The organism is Nocardiopsis sp. L17-MgMaSL7, assembly GCF_003182025.1.
Classification (GTDB): domain Bacteria; phylum Actinomycetota; class Actinomycetes; order Streptosporangiales; family Streptosporangiaceae; genus Nocardiopsis; species Nocardiopsis prasina.
In genome coordinates, this window is the sequence record NZ_QGTF01000001.1 from 382,838 (window position 1) to 403,117 (window position 20,280).

17 protein-coding genes are annotated in these 20,280 nt (G+C 68.6%); 5 read left to right on the top strand and 12 right to left on the bottom strand.

The window, feature by feature from the left end; genetic code table 11:
- Nucleotides 1-8 precede the first annotated feature (8 nt).
- The 4 genes from BDW27_RS01635 to BDW27_RS01650 form a co-directional block, all read right to left on the bottom strand.
- On the bottom strand, nucleotides 9-1,595 hold the full coding sequence (locus BDW27_RS01635; RefSeq protein WP_110047927.1) for an aldehyde dehydrogenase: 1,587 nt from the start codon (nucleotides 1,593-1,595) through the stop codon (nucleotides 9-11).
- Nucleotides 1,592-2,812, bottom strand: coding sequence for a DUF3419 family protein (locus tag BDW27_RS01640; protein WP_110047928.1), 1,221 nt, complete (start codon nucleotides 2,810-2,812; stop codon nucleotides 1,592-1,594). Before BDW27_RS01640 ends, BDW27_RS01635 begins: the two co-directional genes overlap by 4 nt.
- A 64-nt stretch (nucleotides 2,813-2,876) precedes the next feature.
- Nucleotides 2,877-3,995, bottom strand: coding sequence for a Glu/Leu/Phe/Val dehydrogenase dimerization domain-containing protein (locus BDW27_RS01645; RefSeq protein WP_110047929.1), 1,119 nt, complete (start codon nucleotides 3,993-3,995; stop codon nucleotides 2,877-2,879).
- Between the two features lie 295 nt (nucleotides 3,996-4,290).
- A complete protein-coding gene (locus tag BDW27_RS01650; protein ID WP_199560513.1) occupies nucleotides 4,291-4,608 on the bottom strand; it encodes a helix-turn-helix transcriptional regulator in 318 nt (105 codons plus the stop codon).
- 582 nt (nucleotides 4,609-5,190) lie between these two features.
- On the opposite strand from BDW27_RS01650, the gene BDW27_RS01655 reads away from it, so the two are divergent.
- Complete coding sequence (locus BDW27_RS01655; RefSeq protein WP_146223238.1) at nucleotides 5,191-5,526, top strand: hypothetical protein; 336 nt, start codon at nucleotides 5,191-5,193, stop codon at nucleotides 5,524-5,526.
- 195 nt (nucleotides 5,527-5,721) lie between these two features.
- Nucleotides 5,722-6,423, top strand: a complete 702-nt coding sequence (locus BDW27_RS01660) for a GntR family transcriptional regulator (RefSeq protein ID WP_110047931.1) — start codon at nucleotides 5,722-5,724, stop codon at nucleotides 6,421-6,423.
- 6 nt (nucleotides 6,424-6,429) lie between these two features.
- Here BDW27_RS01660 and BDW27_RS01665 read toward each other — a convergent pair whose 3' ends face one another.
- The 8 genes from BDW27_RS01665 to BDW27_RS01700 form a co-directional block, all read right to left on the bottom strand.
- Complete coding sequence (locus tag BDW27_RS01665; RefSeq protein ID WP_017543808.1) at nucleotides 6,430-7,305, bottom strand: carbohydrate ABC transporter permease; 876 nt, start codon at nucleotides 7,303-7,305, stop codon at nucleotides 6,430-6,432.
- The gene (locus BDW27_RS01670) at nucleotides 7,305-8,225 is read right to left on the bottom strand and encodes a carbohydrate ABC transporter permease (protein ID WP_083927472.1); all 921 of its coding nucleotides are present in this window, start codon (nucleotides 8,223-8,225) and stop codon (nucleotides 7,305-7,307) included. Before BDW27_RS01670 ends, BDW27_RS01665 begins: the two co-directional genes overlap by 1 nt.
- Before the next feature lie 3 nt (nucleotides 8,226-8,228).
- Nucleotides 8,229-9,512, bottom strand: a complete 1,284-nt coding sequence (locus BDW27_RS01675) for an ABC transporter substrate-binding protein (protein ID WP_110047932.1) — start codon at nucleotides 9,510-9,512, stop codon at nucleotides 8,229-8,231.
- A gap of 133 nt (nucleotides 9,513-9,645) precedes the next feature.
- Complete coding sequence (locus BDW27_RS01680) at nucleotides 9,646-11,640, bottom strand: alpha-amylase family protein (protein ID WP_110047933.1); 1,995 nt, start codon at nucleotides 11,638-11,640, stop codon at nucleotides 9,646-9,648.
- On the bottom strand, nucleotides 11,637-13,766 hold the full coding sequence (locus BDW27_RS01685) for an alpha-amylase family protein (protein WP_110047934.1): 2,130 nt from the start codon (nucleotides 13,764-13,766) through the stop codon (nucleotides 11,637-11,639). The genes BDW27_RS01680 and BDW27_RS01685 overlap by 4 nt, the downstream gene beginning before the upstream one ends.
- Nucleotides 13,767-13,909: 143 nt before the next feature.
- Nucleotides 13,910-14,812, bottom strand: a complete 903-nt coding sequence (locus BDW27_RS01690; RefSeq protein WP_110048087.1) for a 2-hydroxy-3-oxopropionate reductase — start codon at nucleotides 14,810-14,812, stop codon at nucleotides 13,910-13,912.
- Nucleotides 14,813-14,903: 91 nt separating this feature from the next.
- Nucleotides 14,904-15,734, bottom strand: coding sequence for a hydroxypyruvate isomerase family protein (locus tag BDW27_RS01695; protein WP_233515585.1), 831 nt, complete (start codon nucleotides 15,732-15,734; stop codon nucleotides 14,904-14,906).
- Between the two features lie 118 nt (nucleotides 15,735-15,852).
- Entirely contained in the window at nucleotides 15,853-16,614 is a 762-nt protein-coding gene (locus tag BDW27_RS01700; protein WP_110047936.1) for a FadR/GntR family transcriptional regulator, read from the bottom strand.
- A gap of 86 nt (nucleotides 16,615-16,700) precedes the next feature.
- Here BDW27_RS01700 and BDW27_RS01705 point away from each other — a divergent pair, with 86 nt between their 5' ends.
- The 3 genes from BDW27_RS01705 to fabG all read left to right on the top strand — a co-directional run bounded on the left by BDW27_RS01705 (nucleotide 16,701) and on the right by fabG (nucleotide 20,250).
- Nucleotides 16,701-17,651, top strand: coding sequence for a D-2-hydroxyacid dehydrogenase (locus BDW27_RS01705; RefSeq protein WP_233515586.1), 951 nt, complete (start codon nucleotides 16,701-16,703; stop codon nucleotides 17,649-17,651).
- Between the two features lie 57 nt (nucleotides 17,652-17,708).
- Nucleotides 17,709-19,115, top strand: coding sequence for a GH1 family beta-glucosidase (locus BDW27_RS01710; protein WP_110047938.1), 1,407 nt, complete (start codon nucleotides 17,709-17,711; stop codon nucleotides 19,113-19,115).
- A gap of 379 nt (nucleotides 19,116-19,494) precedes the next feature.
- Entirely contained in the window at nucleotides 19,495-20,250 is a 756-nt protein-coding gene (gene fabG / locus BDW27_RS01715) for a 3-oxoacyl-ACP reductase FabG (RefSeq protein ID WP_110047939.1), read from the top strand.
- The last annotated feature ends 30 nt before the right edge of the window (nucleotides 20,251-20,280 follow it).

Genomic DNA, 20,280 nt, shown 5'->3' on the forward strand with positions numbered 1-20,280 from the left:
GGGGTTGTTCAGCGAACGGAGTCGAAGACGCTTTCGCGGGGCGTCACTGCGGTAGCGATGCTGATGCCCTGCAAGTGGGTGGTACGCAGCATGGGGAAGTTGCACTCACCGTGGGCCCCGCCGGTCCGTCCGGTACCCCCGTGGGTGGGGAGCCCGCCGACGAACCCCAGGTGGCTGTCGTTGACCTTGAGCAGACCGCCGCTCTGGACGCCCTCGCAGAAGGCGTCGATGACCAGCGGGTCCTGCGCCCACAGCGAGTTCCGCAGCCCGTAGGCGTTGGAGTCGAGGAAGGCCAGCATGTCCTCGAGCAGAGCGGCGTCCTCGTCCCGCCTCGGGACCACGACCGGCAGCAACGGGAAGAACGTTTCCTCGCGCACCGCGTCCAGACCTCGGGCGGTCTCCAGGCCGTCGACGCGCAGGAGGGTCGGTGAGACGAACACGCCGGAGGAGCTGGCGGTCCCGCTGTGGTCGAGCCGGTCACCGCCGCTGACCAGGGTCGCTCCTGCGTCGAGCGCCGAGTTCAGCGTGGCGAAGAAATCCTCGGTTTTGATGACGGGGGAGAGGAGGGCCCCCTCTTCCTCGGGCATTCCGGGCCTGATCTCCGAGACCGCCACCCGGAGGGCCTCTGTGAAGGCCTCGGCCACGTCCGGGTGCACCAGGGCGTACTTGGGCACCATGCAGATCTGGGCCGAACCGTAGAAGCACTCGGCGGCGGCCCGCGCGGCGAGCTCGACCTCGGCGTCCTTCCACACCATGAGGCCGTCGTTGCCGGCCAGTTCCAGGACCGGCTTCTTGCCGTGGGTGACGCATTCGCGCTCGATGGCGAGGCCCCGGTCGGAACTGCCGAAGAACATGATGTCGTCCACGTCCGGGCTGTTGAGCCACAGGTCCAGCTGTCGACGGGGCGCGTCGCACACGATGCTGAAGACGCCGGGGGGCGCTCCGAAGTCCTCCATGACCGGAGCGATGAGCTCACGCCAGGCCCAGGCGGTGCCGAAGGGGACACTACGGGGAGCCTTGATGACCACGGCGTTGCCGCCGACCAGCGTGGGCAGACCGAGTAGGGAATTGGCGACCGCAGCGTTCTGCGGCGGGCTGATACAGACGACACCGTCGGGTTTGCGCACCACACGGGTCTCTCGTTGGCCCGACCGGTCTGTCCTCGACATCATCTCTGCGTTGACAGCCAGCGTCTCGGGGCTCGACCCCTGGATGATGCCCGCGACCTCCCACTGCGCCAGGCGACGGGGGTGTCCCTCGGCGATCAGTACCTCGACGAACTCCTCAGCGTGGGCGACGAAGCGGGCGTTCACGGCCTCACCCACGGCCAGACGCTCCTTGAAGGGGACGCGTGCCCAGATCCTCTGGGCACGCCGGGCCTCGGCCAGGGCCCGGGCCGACTGTTCCTTCGAGACCAGCCCCACCCGGCCCACGATGCGGTCGTCCTCGGACGGCACCTGGCCCCCTCGGTCCAGCGTGCGTTTGAGCTTCATGGCCCCGAACGCGTCTTCGAGGAGCGCGCTCGCGCGCAGCACGTGGATCCACTTGTCCGCCGGTTCTTCGCGCCCGGCGATGAACGGAGGGTAGGTCTTCATGTCTGCTTCTCCTGTGGATTGGTCGCACCGGTGGCCTCGGCCTCCGTGTCCGGGACGCCGAGGATGCTGGCGACCACGAAGGTGAACGCGAAGGCGATGTCGTTTTCGGTCAGCTCTCGGGACAGCTCAGGTATGTCCTGGAGCACATCGGACAGCTCCGGGGCCAGGGGACGATCGGTGAACAGGTTGCGGTAGCACAGGCGTCCGCCCGGCCTCCCGGTCCGGGCCACCTCCCGCAGCGTCGACGTGAACTCGGCCGGGCTCGTCCAACCGCTGATGTCGGAGAGGGAGAACTTGCTGAACTCCCCCGACGGGAGTGACTCCAGGTAGTGGTCCAGGCGTTGCGTGACGATCGAGACGGCGTCGACGTGCTTGCGGATCGTCTCGTAGTGGGTCGGAGAGAGGTACGGAGGCACGGCCTCGTCGTGGAGGTACCTACCGAACACGAGCAGGGTGAACAGGTGGTTGTCCCTGGCCAGGTGGCGGCCGAAGGTCACCCGCAGTCGATCCAGGAGGTAGTCGGCCACCGGTCCCTCGCGGCTGACCTGAGCGAAGTAGCTGGGGTCGCCGAGCAGGGCCTCGATCAGCTTCGGCCGGGCGAGCAGCCGCACGGCCGCTCGCCAGCCCGCGTGGTCCCACTTCGTCTCGTAGAAGCGCTGGTGCTCGGAGAGGTCGCGAATCTGGTACATCTGCCGCAGGCGCTTGGCCCGGAGCAACCGGACCACGGGGCCGATGTAGGTGGCGTAGAAGCGTTCGTGCGCGCCGCTGTAGATCACGCCTTCCCCGATAGCGGCGCGATTGAGATCCCAAAAGGCGCGTGCTTCGGTGGAGAGCTGAGGTCGGATCTGCTCGTACCACTCCACCCGGCCCTCGGGGGACGCCTGGTCCACACCCATGAAGGCACGGAAGTCGGCGCACTCCAGAGCGCGGATGCCCTCGACCTTCAGCTCCATGAGGTAGTTCTGCAACGGGTTGCCGTCGACGGAGACGAGCGTGCGCGGACCGCCGATCAGCAGGTTCAGGCTTCGGCAGCCGCTCCCGGTGATGGACAGCACGTCATCTCCGGGACCGATGTCCAGGCCCTGCAGCTCCGACCACGAGTCCTCGTCACAGGTGCTGTAGAGGATGGCGCCCTTCGTCAGCCACTGGCGCTCATGGGTTGGAGCCCGGTAGTCGCCGAGAGCGAACGGCTTGCGTATCTGTGATGCCAGGGACATGATGCCTCCGGTAGGAAACGGCAAGGGGGACCCGTAACCGGTGGGCACGGGCGAATGGCGGATCTCACCCGGCGGAGAAGACCTCGGCCCGACGCATCGCCACCGCCCGAAGCGTGCTCTCACCCGAGCCCTCCATCTCGCTCAAGCAGGCGGTGACGCTGGCGTCGAGGCGGTCCAGGAAGTCGCTGCCGACGGAGTCCAGAACGGACTCACCGGTCACCAGCAGGCCGAAGGCGACGGCCGAGCCAGCGTTGGCGAGGAGGTCGGGGAGCACGGTCACGCCCCGCTCGACCAGGTACGCCTCCGCGTCCGGGGTCAGGGGGCCGTTAGCTCCCTCGACCACGTAACGCGCCGCCTTCGACACGAGTTCGACGTTGCGGCCGTGGACGGTACGGGCGTTGGCTGCGGGTACGAGAACCTCAGCTTCCTCGGAGAGCCACTGCTCTCCTGTGATCGTCCGTGCGCCCGTGGGCAGCCTCGTCCGGTCGATGCGTCCGCCCTCGCCCGCCAGATCGGTCAGTGCCTCCGTGTCCAAACCTTCGGGAGCGTGGACGGCCCCGTCCACATCCGCTATGGTCACGACCCGTAGCCCCGCCTCCACCAGGTGGCGCGCTGCGGCCTGCCCGACCGACCCGAATCCCTGGACGGCCGCTCGCAGACCGGAGGCGTCCTCCCCCCTGTGCCGTAGTGCGGCTTGCAGGACCCGCGTGACTCCCTGTCCGGCCAGTTCGCCGGCGAAGGCCGGATCCATGAGATCCGCCAGACGGAGCCCCTCGGGGACTTCGAGAGTCAGTCCCCGAGCGGCGGCCCGCTCACGCGCCACGGTGATCGGGTCCACGCCCGCTGCCTCGTACACGGCGGACACGTCGGCTCCCGTGGTGCCGAGGTCCTCGCCCAGCAGATACGCTCCCGCCAGGAAGGGGCGCAGGGCTTCACCCGTCTGCCGCAGCACCTTGGAGCGCTCCGCGCCCGACCTGGGGCTGACAACTGTCTTGGCCCCGCCGAGTTCGATCTCGGCGGCCGCCAGTTTCCGTGTCATACCTCGAGCCAACTCCTCGGCGGTGGCGAGGGTCCCTCCTTCCGCCAGCCTCATCCCCCCAGCGCTGAGTCCGTGGGAAAGCCGATCGATCACCAGGTGAATTTCGACGTCAGGACAGTGCCACGACGCGCGCAGCCATACCATAAGGTTCCCCCGAGAATTGGCATCACGCGTTGCCCAGCGAACCCGCCAAATGGCGGTGATGTGAACGGAGGCATGAAGATCTCACATCATCCATGCCACGGAGCACATCAACCCGGCAAGCGAGGAGGTTCTTTCCTGGAGACTTCTCTGGCCCTACGGTCGAACTTCCTTGGACGCACAACCAGAAAGGCGATTCGTCGCCACCAGGCCGATCACTTAACTGCTGCACCAGGGGCACCGAAAACACATCCGCCACCTGCGCCCCATCACAGTACAAGGGCCCTGAATCCGTCCGCTATTGCCCTTTGGGGTCATACAAGCCCATGAGCTGCTGATCAGCGAAAACTTCCCTGGAGAGCAGCGTCGTCTCCACCCTTGAACCCAGCTTCAGTTTGCGCGTGATGCTGGTGAGGTGGGCTTTTACGGTGCGCTCGGCTATCCCCAGCTTGCGCGCGAGCAGTCGGTTGCCCCCACCCGCCCGCAGCTCGAACAAGACATGAAGCTCCCGGGGTGTGAGTGAATCAAGGCGCTGCCGACGGTCAGGCGTAAGAACTTCCTGCACCCGAGAAGACTCCTCGAACACAAGGCCAGTACGCATGTCCTCACGAACCATGAAAAGCAATCTCCATTTACTGAGAGTTCACTGGCAATCCACTACGCATGATGCACTCGCCGAGCCACACCATCCGGCCACACTGTAAATAATATTTCTCGATAATACGAACATCCATCCTGATATCACCCTGCCCATAGTGTGACAAACATCACTCAAAGCGACAGTAACCAAATGAGCCTTCACGACCTCCCCTACTTGCCCGTGACACCAATCCCCACTACTGCCACGAGCGTCACACCACCACCAATCCGCACAGACAGTGACGTTCGGCAATAAACCCATGCACTTCTACTCCGGAAATCCCTCCACAAGACCCCGAAAGAAAATCGGGTCATCCCATGAAAGGACTATCCATTAAAATGCGCTGGAAGCCTGAGACGCCAGGAGGGGCAATCACTCCCGCCCCTGCGCCATGGACGACCGAGACGACTCCTCAACCGGACAGAGGGCCCTACCCGACAGCCGTGCCCCCACCGGCATTCAAGTCCCGTCACTCACCCCAGAGGCTCAAGCCCCTGACCAGCGAAGAAATTCGCAGGGTCAGGGGCTTTTGCGTGTTCGGGGGTACACCAGCGGGTGGTGATCGATGCCGAGCACGGTGCGGTGCCACCGTCGATCCCGTCGAACTCGACGCTCCGGGACCTGCTCGAACAGCTGGACACCCCCACCGATGTCGTTGACGCCTCCAGTGACGAAGTCGCCGCCGCTCCAGCCGATCAGACCGAACGGATACGTCTCTTCTCGCCGACCGCGACCTTCGGAGATCTGACGCTGGGCGTCGGCGCCGACATCGCCCGATCGCTGGAGCTGGCCGGTACACGCTCGGCGGGTCCTGGAGGGAGCGTCCTCGTGGCGCCCACGTTCGCCGCACCCCGCGACACTCTTCGCCCCAGCGCGTGCGGGCGTCCGGGGTAGGCCGCTCTCCACCTGGTGCTCGGCCAGGACCTCCACGCCCCCGGGCTTGCGAAACCCCCGGATCCTTCGGAGGCAGGCACTGCGACAGGGGCTGTGTCGGTGCTCACAGGAAAGCCGGGAAAAACCCTCCCACCTGCTGTAGTACGGGTGTACTGGTCAGACAGATGTATGTGTCAGAGACTTGGCTGTGGCACCATGGATGAGGTGAACCGACAGGCCAATTTCGCACTCGCCCCTTCATCTCTCACCGACGCGCTGTACCAGTCCCTGCGCCGCCGCATCGTCAACGGGGAGATCGCAGCCGGTGAGAAACTCACCGAGCACCGGATCGCCACCGAGTACGACGTGGCTCGTCCGACCGCCAAGGCGTGCCTGGAGCGACTGACCACGCTGGGGCTGCTCCGACGGACGGCACACAAGACCGCGGTCGTCCCCGCGTTCACCGCGGACGAGATCCGGGACCTCTTCTTCGCCCGGAGCACGGTGGAGACCTCGGCGGTCACCACCCTGGCCGACCAGGGATTCGTGCCGGCCGAAGCCGACGAGGCCCAGCTGCTGGTCGAGGCCGCCGCCCGGGAGCAGAGCTTCGAGAAGCAGGTCGACGCCGACATCGCCTTCCACACGGCTCTGGTGGCCGGTGTCGGAAGTGAGCGGCTGACCCGGATGCACGAGCTGATCATGGGCGAGGTGCACCTGACCATGGGCCGGTTCCAGGCACACAGGTCGGCCCAGTCGAGCACCGTCGCGCACGAGCACTCGGCGATCCTGGAGAGCATCCGCGAGCGCCAGCCCGACCAGGCGACGCAGCGCCTGGACGAACACCTGGCCAACGCCCGGGACCGCCTCCTGGCCCGGCTGGAGGCCGAGTCCAGGGAGGCGGCGCAGAGCAACGAGTAGGCCTTTCTACTTGAGTCCGCTGGTGACCATGCCCCGGATCAGGTAGCGCTGGGCGAAGACGAAGAACACGATCACCGGGACGAGCGAGACCAGGGACATCGCGAACAGCATCCCGATCCCCTGCTGGTTCTCCGAGCTCACCATCGCACTGAGGGCGACGGGAACGGTGTACATGTCCGTCGAGGTCAGGTAGATCAGCGGTGTGAAGAAGTCGTTCCACGTCCAGATGAAGGTGAAGATGGTCGTGGTGACCAGTGCGGGGCGCATGAGCGGCAGGATCACGTGCCAGAACACCCGGAACGGCCCGGCACCGTCGATCTCCGCCGCACGGTCCAGGTCCCGGGGGATGCCCCGGATGAACTGGACCATGAGGAAGATGAAGAAGGCGTCGGTGGCCAGAAGCTTCGGGATCAGCAGAGGCAGGTAGGTGTCCACCCACCCCAGCTGGGCGAAGAAGATGTACTGCGGAATGATCAGTACGTGCATCGGCAGCATCACCGAGACCAGGGTGATCGCGAAGAACAGTCGTCGCGGCCGGAACTCCAGCCGGGCGAGCGCGTAGGCAGCCAGCGAGCACGAGAACAGGTTCCCGAGGATCGCCCCGACCGTCACGACGACCGAGTTCAGGAAGAACACGGAGAACGGGCGGTTGAGGGCGTGCCAGCCGTCCCTGAAGTTCTCGAACGTCGTCTCGCTGGGGATCAGGCCGGGCTCGGTGAGGATGAGGTGCGCCGGTTTGAAGGCGCTGACCGCCATCCACACCAGCGGGTAGATCATCAGGGCCAGGAACACCAGCAGGGCGGCGTGTTTGAGTATCGCGGACCGCCGCCTGCGGCGTTGCCGCTGACCGCGTGCGCTCGCGACGGATGCGGCGTCGATCATCAGTCGTCTCCGTAGAAGACCCAGAACTTGGACAGGATGAAGTGGAGGGCGGTCACCGCGCCGATCACGAGGAGCAGAACCCACGCCAGCGCGGACGCGTAGCCCATTTCGAACGCCCTGAACCCCTGTTGGTACACGTAGAGGGTGTAGAAGAGGGTGGAGTCCACCGGGCCTCCGGTACCACCACTGATCACGTGCGCCTGGGTGAAGGTCTGGAACGAGCCGATCGTCTGGAGGATGAGGTTGAAGAAGATGATCGGGGTGAGCATCGGTACGGTGATGTGCCGGAACTGCCTGAGCCGTGAGGCTCCGTCGACCTTCGCGGCCTCGTAGTACTCCTCGGGGATCTGCCGCAGGCCCGCCAGGAAGATCACCATCGGGGAGCCGAAGGTCCACACGTTCAGCACGATCAGGGTGGACAGCGCGGTGGAGGGGTTCTGGAGCCAGCTCTGGCCCTCGATCCCCACGAAGGCCAGGACATCGTTGACCAGGCCGTTGTGCCCGAAGATCTCCCGCCAGAGGATGACGATGGCGACGCTGGCGCCGAGCAGCGACGGCAGGTAGAAGGCGCCCCGGTAGAAGGACAGCCCCCGGAGTCCGCGGTCGAGCACGACCGCCAGCAGCAGGGCGAACATCAGCTGAAGGGGGACGGAGATGAACACGTACCGGGCGGTGACGGAGGAGGCCGCCCAGAAGCGTTCGTCCGCGAACATGCGCTCGAAGTTGGCCAGTCCCGTGAAGGACGGCGTTCCGAGGATGTTGTAGTCAGTGAAGGCCAGGTAGAGGGAGGCGGCCAGGGGGACCCCGGTCACCAGTCCCAGCCCGAGGAGCCACGGGGTCAGGAAGACGTAGGCCGCGCGCCCCCGACGCCTTTCGGCGGCCCCCGGGCGCGGCGCGCGGCGTCTGAGCAGTGGTGCCACGCCCTACGCCCCCTGGTCGATGCCGGACTGGATCTCGGCGATGAGGGACTCGGCGGTCTCCGACACCCCGGCGTCGCCCAACGCGATGCTCTCGGAGGCGCGGGAGAGGGCCTCGCGCCAGGTACCGGTACCGGGAGGAGCCTCGTAGCGGGGGCGCTGGTCCTCCTCACGGGTGGCCTCGACCACCTCCAGCATCTCGGTCTCGTCCTCGGAGGCGAACTCGTAGGCCTCCTGGAGGAGCCGGGGGTTGGGCGGAGCGCCCATGGTCAGCCCAACGGTCTTGAGGAAGTCACTGTTGTTGACGTTGTGGTCGACCAACTGGCCGGCGGCCTCGACCTTGTCGTCGTCGATTCCCGAGTAGATGGCGAGCCGGGGGAAGTACAGGAACCGGTGGCCCTCCGAAGCGTCCTCACCGGCCGGAACCATACGGAGCCGGTACTTGTAGTCGGGGAACATGGCCGCTTCGTCGATGATGTGGTTGGAGCTGCCGAAGTTGAGCAGGATGTTGTCACCGACGGCGGAGAAGTCGGGCTGCATCCCCTCCTGCTCTCCCAGGCTCAGCACGGCGCCCTCGTCCAGCAGGACGCGCCACCACTCGAACCAGTCGCCGAGTGCCTCCGCGTCGAACCCGATGGAGCCGTCCTCGGTCCACAGGTCCTGGCCGCGCTGCCGCAGCCACGCTTCGAACGCCATGTCCTGGTCGGGGGTGTAGCTCGCCCCTCTGCGCCCGCCGGAGTTGCCTGCGGCGTAGTCGATGAGGAACTCCGAGAGCTCCTCCCAGGTCCAGTCCTCGCCGGGCAGCGTCGCCCCGTCCTCTTCGAGGAAGGTCTCGTTGTACCGGGCGACCGGAGCGAAGACTCCGTGGGGCATGGTCAGGAGCTGACCGTCGAAGGAGAAGGACTCGATGTCGTCGTCGCTGTAGTCGGACAGGTCGAGGGTGGGGATGTCGTCCAGCCGACGGTACAGACCGTTGGCCTCGTAGGTCATGACCTGGGGGGAGGCCACCCAGAAGATGTCCGCGACGTTTCGGGCGGCCATCTGCGTGGTCATGCGCTCCTGGAAGGCGCCGTACTCCGCGAACTCCGGGTCGACGCTGATGTCGGGGTTGGCCTCCTGGAACTCCTCAAGAGCCTGGCTGTAGGTCTGTTGGCGGACGGTGTTTCCCCACCAGGCATAGCGCAGCGCCGCCCCGGAGGACCCGCTGCCGCAACCAGCCAGGAGGGTGGACGTCCCGAGGGCGCCCATACCGGTCAACGCCAGAAACGAGCGCCGGTCGAAATTCTTCATCACATTCCCTTCGCTGCGGGGGATGTCACCCGCCTGGGTGCGCAGCCTCACAGGCCATGCTTCCGGGGTGTATCTGGTATGTCAATGATTCATGAATACTTGTTTGACAAAGTTACAGGGGGCTTTCGCCAGGTCACGCGGTCAGGACCTCGAAGAGGCCGATTCGCGGAAGCTCCACCCGGCTGTCGCCGACCAGCGCGGTGTCCGCCCGAAGCGCCCGCGAAGGCTGCTCCGGCCACCAGGGAACGCGCAGATACCGTCCCTCCACCGGGAGCGGTGACCGGAAGCCCTGCGGCACGTCTCCGGAGTGGTTGACCAGGTGAACCACTCCCCCGGACGCCGACGTGCCCAGCACGACCTCGACCTGTTCGGGCAGGTCGGTCTCGATCCGGACGGGTCCCTCGGCCGTGCGCGACACCTCGTCCACGAAGACGTCCCTGAGCCCTCCCAGCCCCGCCTGGCGGTAGGCGCGCCCCGGGGTCCAGGGCATGACGGTGATGCGGCCCCTTCCCTGGGCGCGGCGCAGAACGCCGTGGAGGTCGAGCGGGAGGTGGCCGTGGCACTTCTCCGGCGGCCCGTAGGGAGCCCTGGACAGGACGGGCAGATCGGTGTCGGCGTCCGCGACCGGCTCGACGACGTGGAAGGCCCCCAGCACTGGCAGGTCCCCCCGCGGTCCGTGCCCGTCCCTCCCGGGACGGCGCAGGTGCATGGACCGAACGGACTCGACGGTGTCACGGACCGCCGTCCTTCTCAGTACCGGAGCCCCCTCCAGCTGTGACCCGTCCCCCTCGAAGCCGCTGGAGCCGGTGCCCAGCACGCCTCCGCCGCCGGAGACGAACCGGTCCAGGACACCCACCGCCTTCGGCGCCAACGGCCCGAGGTCGGGCAGGACGATCAGGCCGTACGCCCCCAGCCGCCCCTGCTCCTCCACGTCCGGTATCCGGGACTCGGGCAGGACGTCGAAGGGGACGTGCGTTTCGACCAGGGCTGTGTACAGCCCGCGGAACTCCTCGGTCGCCTCCTCCGTCCTCGGGGAGGCGCGTCTGAGCGGATCGGGACGGACGAGGACGACGCGCGCGGCGGGCCGTAGAGCCCGGTAGGTCTCCGGGTTGTCGCGGTGGAACCGGGTGATCTCCGAGGCCACGTCCAGGCACTCGTAGGTGACGTCGTCGGGGGTCCCCATGATGTAGGTGGAGGGGTTCGCCCCCCGCGAGATCGCCTGTACCAGGAACTGCGCGAAGTGGCGGGGGTCCTCACCGGCCAGACGGTAGGGCATGTCCACGAAACCGACGGCGTTGGTGAGCACGGGGACGTGCGGGCGGAAGGTCCGGGCCGCGCTCACGTGCTCGGCCGTCCGGTGGTGCCACAGCGTGCGGCCGACCGCGTTGTTGGCCTCGTGGAAGACGATGTCGGCACGGTCCCCGAGGATCAGGGGCGCTTCGGGCCTGCGGCGGCTCACATGGTCCCTGACCCGTGCGGTGAGATCGTCCAGCACCCCCGCCGCGAACCGCTTCCAGACCGGGTAGGTGTCCGAATCCGGCCCGGTCGGCAGCGCGACGCCGGGGGCGAATTCGGCGAAGGCGCGCTGGCAGGGGAGACAGTGGCAGGTCCCTCGGTGCACCCCGCTGTAGTCGACCTCGTTGAAGGACATCCAGTTGAAGAAGAAACCGTCGACCGGGTAGCGGTCGAGCACCTCGTCGACCACGGCGAAGAGGTGCCGCTGGTAGTAGTCGCCGCTGGGGCACACGCTGGTCAGGCCGTTGTACACCTGCTGCGTGCCGTCCGCCCCGGTGAAACACCACTCGGGGTGCCGTTCGGCCCGTCGGTGGTCGACCTTGGAGAAGTCCATCCGGGCCAGGACGCGAACACCGCGCTCGCCCGCGGCGGCCACCGCGTCACCCACGAGGTCCCCGGAGGGGCGCTCGGCCAGCGCCGGGTTACGGGTCTGGAATTCCAGGTCCGAGGGGTGGTTGGCGACGATGCCCCCGACACTGAGCAGCCAGGCTCCCGCGCCGAACTCCTCCAGATAGTCGAGGACCCTGTGCACGTCCAGGCCGGCGTCGATCTCCCTGAGATTGGTCTGGAACATCTGGAAGGGCCTGTGCCACCACAGGTCGTCCCGGCTCATGAGCGGTCCTCCCGAATCCACGTGAAGCTCACCATCTCCATGAGCTGCGCGGTCGCGACGAGGGCCTCGGCGCGACCCCCGCTGACCGTGACCTCGGCGTCGGTGCCCGCCACGAGCAGGCGAGCGGTGGCACCGGTGGCGCCCTCGGGCAGGGCCACCGACACACGCTGTTCGGGCATGGGGACCGTCTCCCGGATCGGACCCTTGAGCGCCATGGGGTTGGTCAGGTTGACCAGGGCGGCGGCGACCGAGTCGGCGTCCTCCCAGACCGCCAGGTCGACCAGGCCGGAACCGGTGACCCGTACCCTCTCCGAGCCGCCCAGGGCCCAGCGCACGGCGTTGGCGATGATCGTGCCGTGGTCCGCCTGAAGAGCCTCCCAGAAGAGGGCCCCGAGGTTGAACGGCACGTACACCGAACGTCCTCCGCCAGGGAGTTCCCTGGTCACGACGGCCGGGGCGTCGGGCTCGGCCCGGGGGTAGACCTCCTCCATCGGCAGGTCGGGGTAGTCGGGCAGGAACCGAAAGGGCACCCCGGTGCCGGGGCGCGCGGTCACGCCGATGAGTTCGGTCCCGCCGATGAGGCGCTGGGCGCCCTCGAACCCCTGGGTGAGCGGGTGCTCTTCGGTGAGCGCGATGTAGTTGTTCTTCACGGGGCCCCTGACAGGGGTGTTCAGGTCCGCTCCGAAGACCTCCGCGAGTCCGAAGTTCGCGCGCGGTGTCCCGTACTCGTCGTCGAGCGATGACCGGTGGGCGGCGACGACACTGCCTCCGGCCTCGGTGTAGGCCTGGATGGTGCGGCACTGCTCGACGCTCAGACGCTCTGCGTCGGGCAGGACCAGAACCTTGAACTGGGACAGCTCGTCCACGGTCAGGTTCTGTTCGGCCACGAGTTCGAAGGGGATGCGGGCCTCGACCAGCGCGTGGTAGAAGCCCTCTTCGTGGGCCCGGCCCCCGGTGCGCGCCGCCTCGGGTCCGGCCGCTTCCAGGAGGGCGACGTCCGCCGTGATCCTGCGTCCGGCGAACTCCGGTTCCAGCCGCTCGTGCAGCTCGAACGCCTCGGCCACGGGTCGGATCCACCGGGGGTCGGGGACCATCCCGTTGAATTTGGTGAACCAGGGGAAGGCGCCCTGGGCGAACCCGTCGACGATCCAGGTGGCGGTCTCGGCCCCGGGAGCGACGGAGTCCTTCCAGCGGTGCTGGTGGTGCTCCGGTCCGATGGAGGTGATGAGCCCGACCGGCCTGTCCCTGAAGACCGCCCGGCTCCGCTTGCCGTTGCGTCCGGCGGACCACGGAGCCTCGACCCCGGATCGGCCCTGCTTGTCGATGAGGAAGAAGGGGAAGTGCCTGACCAGCATGTCGCGGTCGAGGTCGCGCGCGGCGATGCTGCCCAGGTTGGGGATGAACCGCGCGTGCGGCCGGACGTCGCGCACGGCCTGGTCCCACAGGCTCACCAGGTCGCTCAGTTTGCGGCGGCGCCAGACCACGTAGGCGCGCCAGGCGGGGTCGGAGGTGTCCCCCTCGGAACGCGGGAGGTCGTAGCCGGTCTCGTCACGGAAGCTGCGTCGGGCCGTCTCGCTGTAGGAGATCCCGTGGCCCTGCCAGCGGTTGGCGAAGACGGCGTCCACGTCGTAGCGGGTGACGATCTCCCGAGCCACCTCGGTGATGAACTCGCGGTTGTAGCTCCCGAAGGGGCAGGTGAGCCAGATGTCCGGGTAACCCCAGTGCTCCTGCGGGCTGCCGTCGGCGTCGCGCGCCAGCCACTCCGGGTGTGCTGCGGCGGCGTCCGGGTGGACGGCGTGCGGGTCCACCCTGGCCATGACGTGCATGTCGAGGCTCCGGGCGCCCTCGACCAGTTCGCCGAAGGGGTCGGTGTCCGCGAGGTGGGAGCTGCGGTAGTGGTACGGGATGTCCGTCGGGTAGAAGGCGATGTAGCCGCCCGCGCTGATACAGGCCGCGTTCGACCTGGTCTCACGCATGATGTCGATCCAGTGGCCGGGATCGAATCGACCGGGGTCGTTCTCGGTCAGCGTGAGCTGCGTCCACCGGGTCGCGCCCAGATGCCAGTCAGGTACCCGCACGGCGCCGGCCGCGCTCTGGGTTCCGTTTCCGGTAACACCCTGTGCCATGTGGCTGGTCCTCTCATCGACCTCGGCGCGGCCCCGGACGGCCTTGGTTCTCCGGAGGCTCCTCGCGACGAAGGCAGGCAAGTATAGGCACATTGTCAGTCAAGATTTCAAGACTGACAATGTGCCCGACCACAGGGCCGAGGTCAGTTCTCCCGGGCCGCCTCCCGACCCGAGAGCTTCTCCACCTGCAACAACAGCGCGGAGTGGTCCAGGCTGCCGTGCCCCTGCGACCGCAGCGACGCCACCAGAGACGCCGTGAGCGCTCCCAGCGGGATGGCCACTCCGGTCTCACGCGCCGCGGACGTCACGATCCCCAGGTCCTTGTGGTGCAGGTCCACCCGGAACCCCGGAGCGAACTCGCGGGCGAGCATCGAGGCCGCCTTGCGCTCCAGCACCGTGCTCCCGGCGAGCCCGCCGGAGAGGACCTCCACCGCGCGTTCCCGGTCCACACCGTGCGCGTCGAGAAACACCAGGGCCTCGGACACGAGTTGCAGCGTGCCCGCCACGATCAGCTGGTTGGCGGCCTTGACCGTCTGGCCCGCACCGGCCGGACCGACGTGGACCACCGTCGTACCGAGGGCGTCCAGGACGGGGCGGGCCGCGTCGAAGGCGTCGGCGCCGCCCCCCACCATGATCGAGAGCTTGGCCTCGACCGCGCCCTGCTCACCACCGCTGACCGGGGCGTCCAGGGCCTCGACGCCCTTGGCGGCGGCCGCCTCGGCGACAGCCACCGCCGTCTCCGGGCGGACCGTGCTCATGTCGATCAGCACGGCACCGGACCGCATGTGCTCCAGGGCGCCGTCCTCCCCCAGAACCACCGACTCCACGTCCGGGGAGTCCGGCAGCATCGTGATCACCACGTCCGCCCCAGCCACGGCCTCCGCGACCGAGGACGCCGCTCGGCCCCCCGACCGCTCCAGGGCCTCGCGTTTGGCGGCGCTGCGGTTGTAGCCCACCACGTCGAAACCGGCCCGGACGAGGTTGAGGGCCATGGGCGCGCCCATGACGCCCAGTCCGATGAACGCCGTCGTCTGCTTACTCACCATGAACTCCTTGATCGGTCGGATGCGGACCGGGGTCCGCCGAAACACGCCCGCGAGGACCGGCGGGCCCGGGAAACGCGGGGATCCTGGCCGCTCATGCGCCCGACCGGCCAGGAAGCCCCGGGAGGCCGGAGTCGGCCAGCCAGCCGAAGGGGTCGGTCCCCTCCCCCGTGTGTTCCAGGGCGAACCAGCCGGAGTAGCCCCCGTCCGTGATCGCCTGGATCCATGCACCGAGGGGGAGCCCGCCTGTTCCGGGGGCGCCGCGGCCCGGCGCGTCGGCCACCTGCACGTGGCCGACGCGGTCGTGGTGTCGGGTGAGTGCCGCGGGCACGTCGTCACCGTTGACAGCGAGGTGGTAGAGGTCGAAGAGCAGGCGCAGGTTGTCCGCCCCTGTCTCGCGCTCGACCCTGTCGATCACTCCGACGGCGTCCTCAGCCGTCAGGAGCGGGTAGTCCGGGGCCCCGCTGACCGGCTCGACCAGGATCTGACCGCCGATGGCCGCGACCTCCTCGGCGACCGCGCCGAGGGCACGCACGGCGGCCGCGTCCTGCTCGGTGTCGGACGTGTCGGAGCGACGGTTCCCGTAGAGGGCGTTGAAGGAGCGGCAGTCCAGCTCCTCTCCGATCCGGGCGGCCACCGCCGCACTGGCCCGAAGCTCCCCCGCGCTGTCCGGCCACGAGACGACGCCGCGGTCCCCGCCCGGCATGTCACCCGCATAGAGGTTGAGCCCCACCAACCGGAGCCCGGACGCACGGACCGTCTCGACGAATCCGGAGACCTCGTCGGCACCGGGGGCAGGGGTGGCGAAGGGCCACCAGAACTCCACCGCTTCGAAACCGGCCTCGCGTGCGGCCGCGAGCCGCTCCTTCAGCGGCCGGTCCTTCATCATGATCGAGCAGTTCACTGCATAGCGTGGTGGGGCCACGGTTCTCTCCTCGTGTGCGGCGTGACAGTGGTCCGACCAAGAGAAAATTGGTCTGACCACCCGACCGATGGAGAAGCTAGGCGCGCGGAAGCCGCCCTGTCAACCGCCCGGCCCGGGTTCAGCCGTCAGCGGGCGCCTGGTCGCCGGGGTAGGAGCCCAGTTCCGCGAGGAGGCCGGTCTCGATCTCACTCATGTGCACGGTCATGAGCTGGCGGGCCCGGCGGTGGTCGCGCCGCTCGATCGCGAGGAGGATCTGCCGGTGGTGGTCGAGGTAGTGCTCGGACTGGTTCTCCCGGCCGAGCGAGCGCCCCTTGAGTCCGCTCCACATCGGTTCACCCATGAGGTCGACCAGGTTCCGCTCCAGCGAGAACAGGACGCTGTTGTGGGACGCGGCCGCCACCGCCAGATGGAAGTCGGCGTCCACAGTGGAGGGGTCTTCGCCCTTCCGCAGGACCTCCTCCTGCTTGCGGACCAGGTCCTGGAGGACCTTGAGGTCGTTGGAGTTCCTGGCCTGGGCCGCGTATTCGGCGCACGCGGGCTCGACCGAGGCCCTGGCCACGACGAGGTCCAGGGGGCTGTGCTCGCCGGCCACCGCGGCGCGGGCCCTGAGCACGCTCTCCCGGGACCCCCCGTCCCCCAAGACGTAGGTGCCGCTGCCGACCCGGACGTCCAGGACGCCCGCGTGCTCCAGGACCCGGATCGCCTCCCGGACCGAACCGCGCCCGACCTCGAACTGCTCGGCCAGTACGCGCTCGGCGGGAAGCGGGTCGCCCGCCGGGAAGGCGCCGGAACGCACCCCGGCGAGGATCTGGTCCGCGACGGAGGAGTAGACCTTGGAGCGTTCGACGGCCCGGAAGACCGGGCGACCCCCTCGTGACATCCCACACACGCCTTCCCTATACTCACCGGACCGGTCGGACCAATCAGACCTCAAATTAGCAGAGCGACCGAAGGACGTGATCGTTCGTGCCCGAGCACGGACCAGTACTGGTGAGCGGGCGGTTCGAGCCCGAGGAGGAGAAGAGGATCCGAGACGCCGCGGGCCCCGCCCGGGTCGAGTTCACGCCACGGCTCAGCGACCGCGCCGACCTGCTGGGATCCGCCACGGCCATCGCCGGGTCCCCGACCGCTGAGGAACTGCGCCGGGCGGGGGCGGCGCGGTGGGTGCACAGCTGGGCGGCGGGGGTGAACAACGAACTCGCCGCGGGGCTGGACTCCCATCCCGCCGAACTCACCTCCTCCGTCGGCAACGGCGCCGTCCCCTTGGCCGAACACGCCATGATGCTGATGCTCATGCTCAACCGCGACGCCCCGCGCTGGGCGAAGGCGCAGTCCGAACGCCGTTGGGAGCGCTTCCAGCACGGTGAACTGGCCGGACTCACCTGCGGCATCATCGGGCTCGGGCACTCCGGGCTCGACCTCGCGACGAAGGCACGGGCCTTCCACATGCGCGTGGTGGGCCTGCGGCGACGGGCCGACCTCCCCGCCCCCGGTGTGGACACCGTCCACCCTCCCGAACAGCTCCACCGGTTCCTGGCCGAATCCGACTTCGTCGTCGTCACGGCACCGGACACCCCGAGCACCGCGAACCTCATCGATGAGGCCGAGCTCCGGGCCATGAAGGAGACAGCCCACCTCATCGTGGTCTCCCGCGGCGGAATCGTGCGGGACCAGGCCCTGCTGCGAGCACTGACCGAGGGGTGGATCGCCGGAGCGGGCCTCGACGCACACGGCGAGGAGCCCCTGCCCGAGGACAGCCCCTTCTGGGCACTGCCCAACACCGTCGTCACCCCCCACAACGGGGCGACGACCGCACAGACCCGCCGCAGGGGACTGGACATCTTCGTCGAGAACCTGGAGCGGTTCGCCCAGGGGCGGCCCCTGCGCAACGTCGTCGACAAGTCCGCCGGCTACTGAGCCGACCGCGCGGCTCCCCCGAAGCCGCCGCGGCACCACTGACACACGGAAGGCACCATGACCCACCACGCACTGCCCCAGTTCCCGCCGGACTTCCTCTTCGGCGCGGCCACGGCCGCCTACCAGATCGAGGGCGCCGCCCGAGAGGGCGGACGCGGGCCCTCCATCTGGGACACCTACTCCCGTACCCCCGGAAAAGTGGCCCGAGGCGAGAGCGGCGACGTCGCCTGCGACCACTACCACCGGTACGAGGAGGACATCGCCCTGCTCAAGGAGCTGGGCGTGGACACCTACCGCTTCTCCATCGCCTGGCCTCGCGTCCTCCCCGACGGCACCGGTGAGGTCAACCCCGAAGGCCTGGCGTTCTACAGCAGACTCGTCGACGCCCTGCGGGAGGCGGGCATCGAACCGGTGGCCACGCTCTACCACTGGGACCTGCCCCAGGCCCTGGAGGACGGCGGCGGTTGGCGGGTCCGCAGCACCGCGCACCACTTCGCCGCCTACGCGCGCGTGGTCGCCGACCACCTCGGCGACCGCATCAAGCGCTGGATCACGCTCAACGAGCCCCACTGCACCGCGTTCGTCGGCCACGCGGTGGGCCGTCACGCCCCCGGGACCCGGGAGGGCACACCCGCACTGGCCGTGGCCCAGCACCTACTGCTGGCGCACGGGCTCGCGGCGAGGGAACTGCGCGCCTCCGCCGCCGCGCACGGCCGCGACGCCGAGGTCGGGATCACCCTCAACCCCGACCGCCTGCTGCCCGCGACCGACTCCGCCGAGGACGCCGCCGCGGTCGACCGCGCCGAGACCCTCCACAACCGCGTGTGGCTGGACCCCCTGCTGCGCGGCGCCTACCCCGACAACGAGGAGGCGACCTGGGGTCCGATGGCCGACGGCAGCTACCGCGAGCCCGGGGACCTGTCGGTCATCGCACAGCCCCTGGACTTCCTGGGCCTGAACTTCTACCGGCCCATCCAGCTCGGCGACGCCCCGGTCCCCGAGGAGTCCGCCCGCACCGCCGTGGACATCGGGGTACGGGAGGTGCCGATCGAAGGGGTGCGGCACACCACCATGGGCTGGCCGGTGGTCCCCGCGTCCTTCACCGACCTGCTCGTGGACCTGCACCGCCGGTACCCGGAACTACCTCCGATCCACATCACGGAGAACGGCTCCGCCGAACCTGACGAGCCCGGCCCCGACGGGGTCGTGCACGACACGGACCGCATCGACTACCTCCGGGACCACCTCAGCGCCCTCACGGACGCCATCGCGGCCGGGGTCGACGTGCGCGGCTACTTCGTCTGGTCGCTGCTCGACAACTTCGAGTGGGCCTACGGCTACGAACGCCGCTTCGGCATCATCTCCGTGGACTACGACAAGCTGACACGTACGCCCAAGGACAGCTACCACTGGTACCGGGAGCTGGTGCGGGGACACAGGCAGCGCCGCGACACGATCGGCTGATCCCCGCGGTGCGGCGAGCACCGGTACGCGTCCTCCCGCTGGCCGGGGCCGCTGCCCGGCCGAGGGTCCGGGATTCCGGTCAGGGGTTGGACACGTACCGGCTCGCCCGCCCCAGGCCGACCGGGGCCTTCGCAGCCATCGGGCGCCCCGACACAGGCAGCGACGACCGGGTGGGGGTCGCCCACAACTACTTCTGGCACAAGGGCCTCAGGCTCGACCGACCTGTTGCGCAACCACGTCTCGGTTCAGTGAGTCCTCAGACAGGTCGATTCCAGGGACCGCGTCGAACGTGCGCAGTGGCCAGGGGCTTCTGCGTGCCCGGGGTTCCTCGACCGTCGACGGGGTACGACCGTCACCGGTCCAGCGACAGGAGGCGACCGTGGGCAGATCGGTTCTGGTGACCGGCGGCACGAGGGGGATCGGGCTCGGCATCGCCAAGGCGTTCGCGAGGGCCGGGGACCGGGTACTGATCGTCGGACGCGACGAGGCCAGGGCACGGGAGGCCGCTCACGGCGTTCCGGGAGCGGAGTGGGCCGTCGCGGACGTGGCCGATCCCGAGGACTGCGCACGCGTGGTCGAACAGGCCGTTCGCAGCACCGGCGGTCTGGACGTGGTCTGCGCCAACGCCGGTATCTTCCCCTCCTCCCCGCTGGTGTCGATGGACCAGGACGAACTGGGCCAGGTCATCGACACCAACCTCAAGGGCACCGTGTTCACGGTGCAGGCCGCGGTGGAGGCCCTGACGGTCTCCGAGCGGGGACGCGTCGTGATCACCTCCTCCATCACCGGACCGCTGACCGGATACGCGGGTTGGACGCACTACGGCGCCACCAAGGCGGCCCAGTTGGGGTTCATGCGCAGCGCCGCCCTGGAGCTCGCGCCACGGGGCATCACCGTCAACGCCGTGCTTCCGGGCAACGTGCGCACCGAAGGCCTGGACGACATGGGCCCGGACTACCTCGAACGCATGCGCGCGGCGATCCCTCTCGGCCGCGTCGGAGAGGTGGAGGACATCGCAGCGGCCTGTCTGTTCCTGGCCGGGCCGGGGGCCTCCTTCATCACCGGTCAGGCCATCGTCGTCGACGGCGGCCAGGTGCTGCCCGAGGACGGCGGTGCCTTCGCGCCTCCCGCCTGAGGACGGAGCCCGATGGCCCCGGTCCGAGAA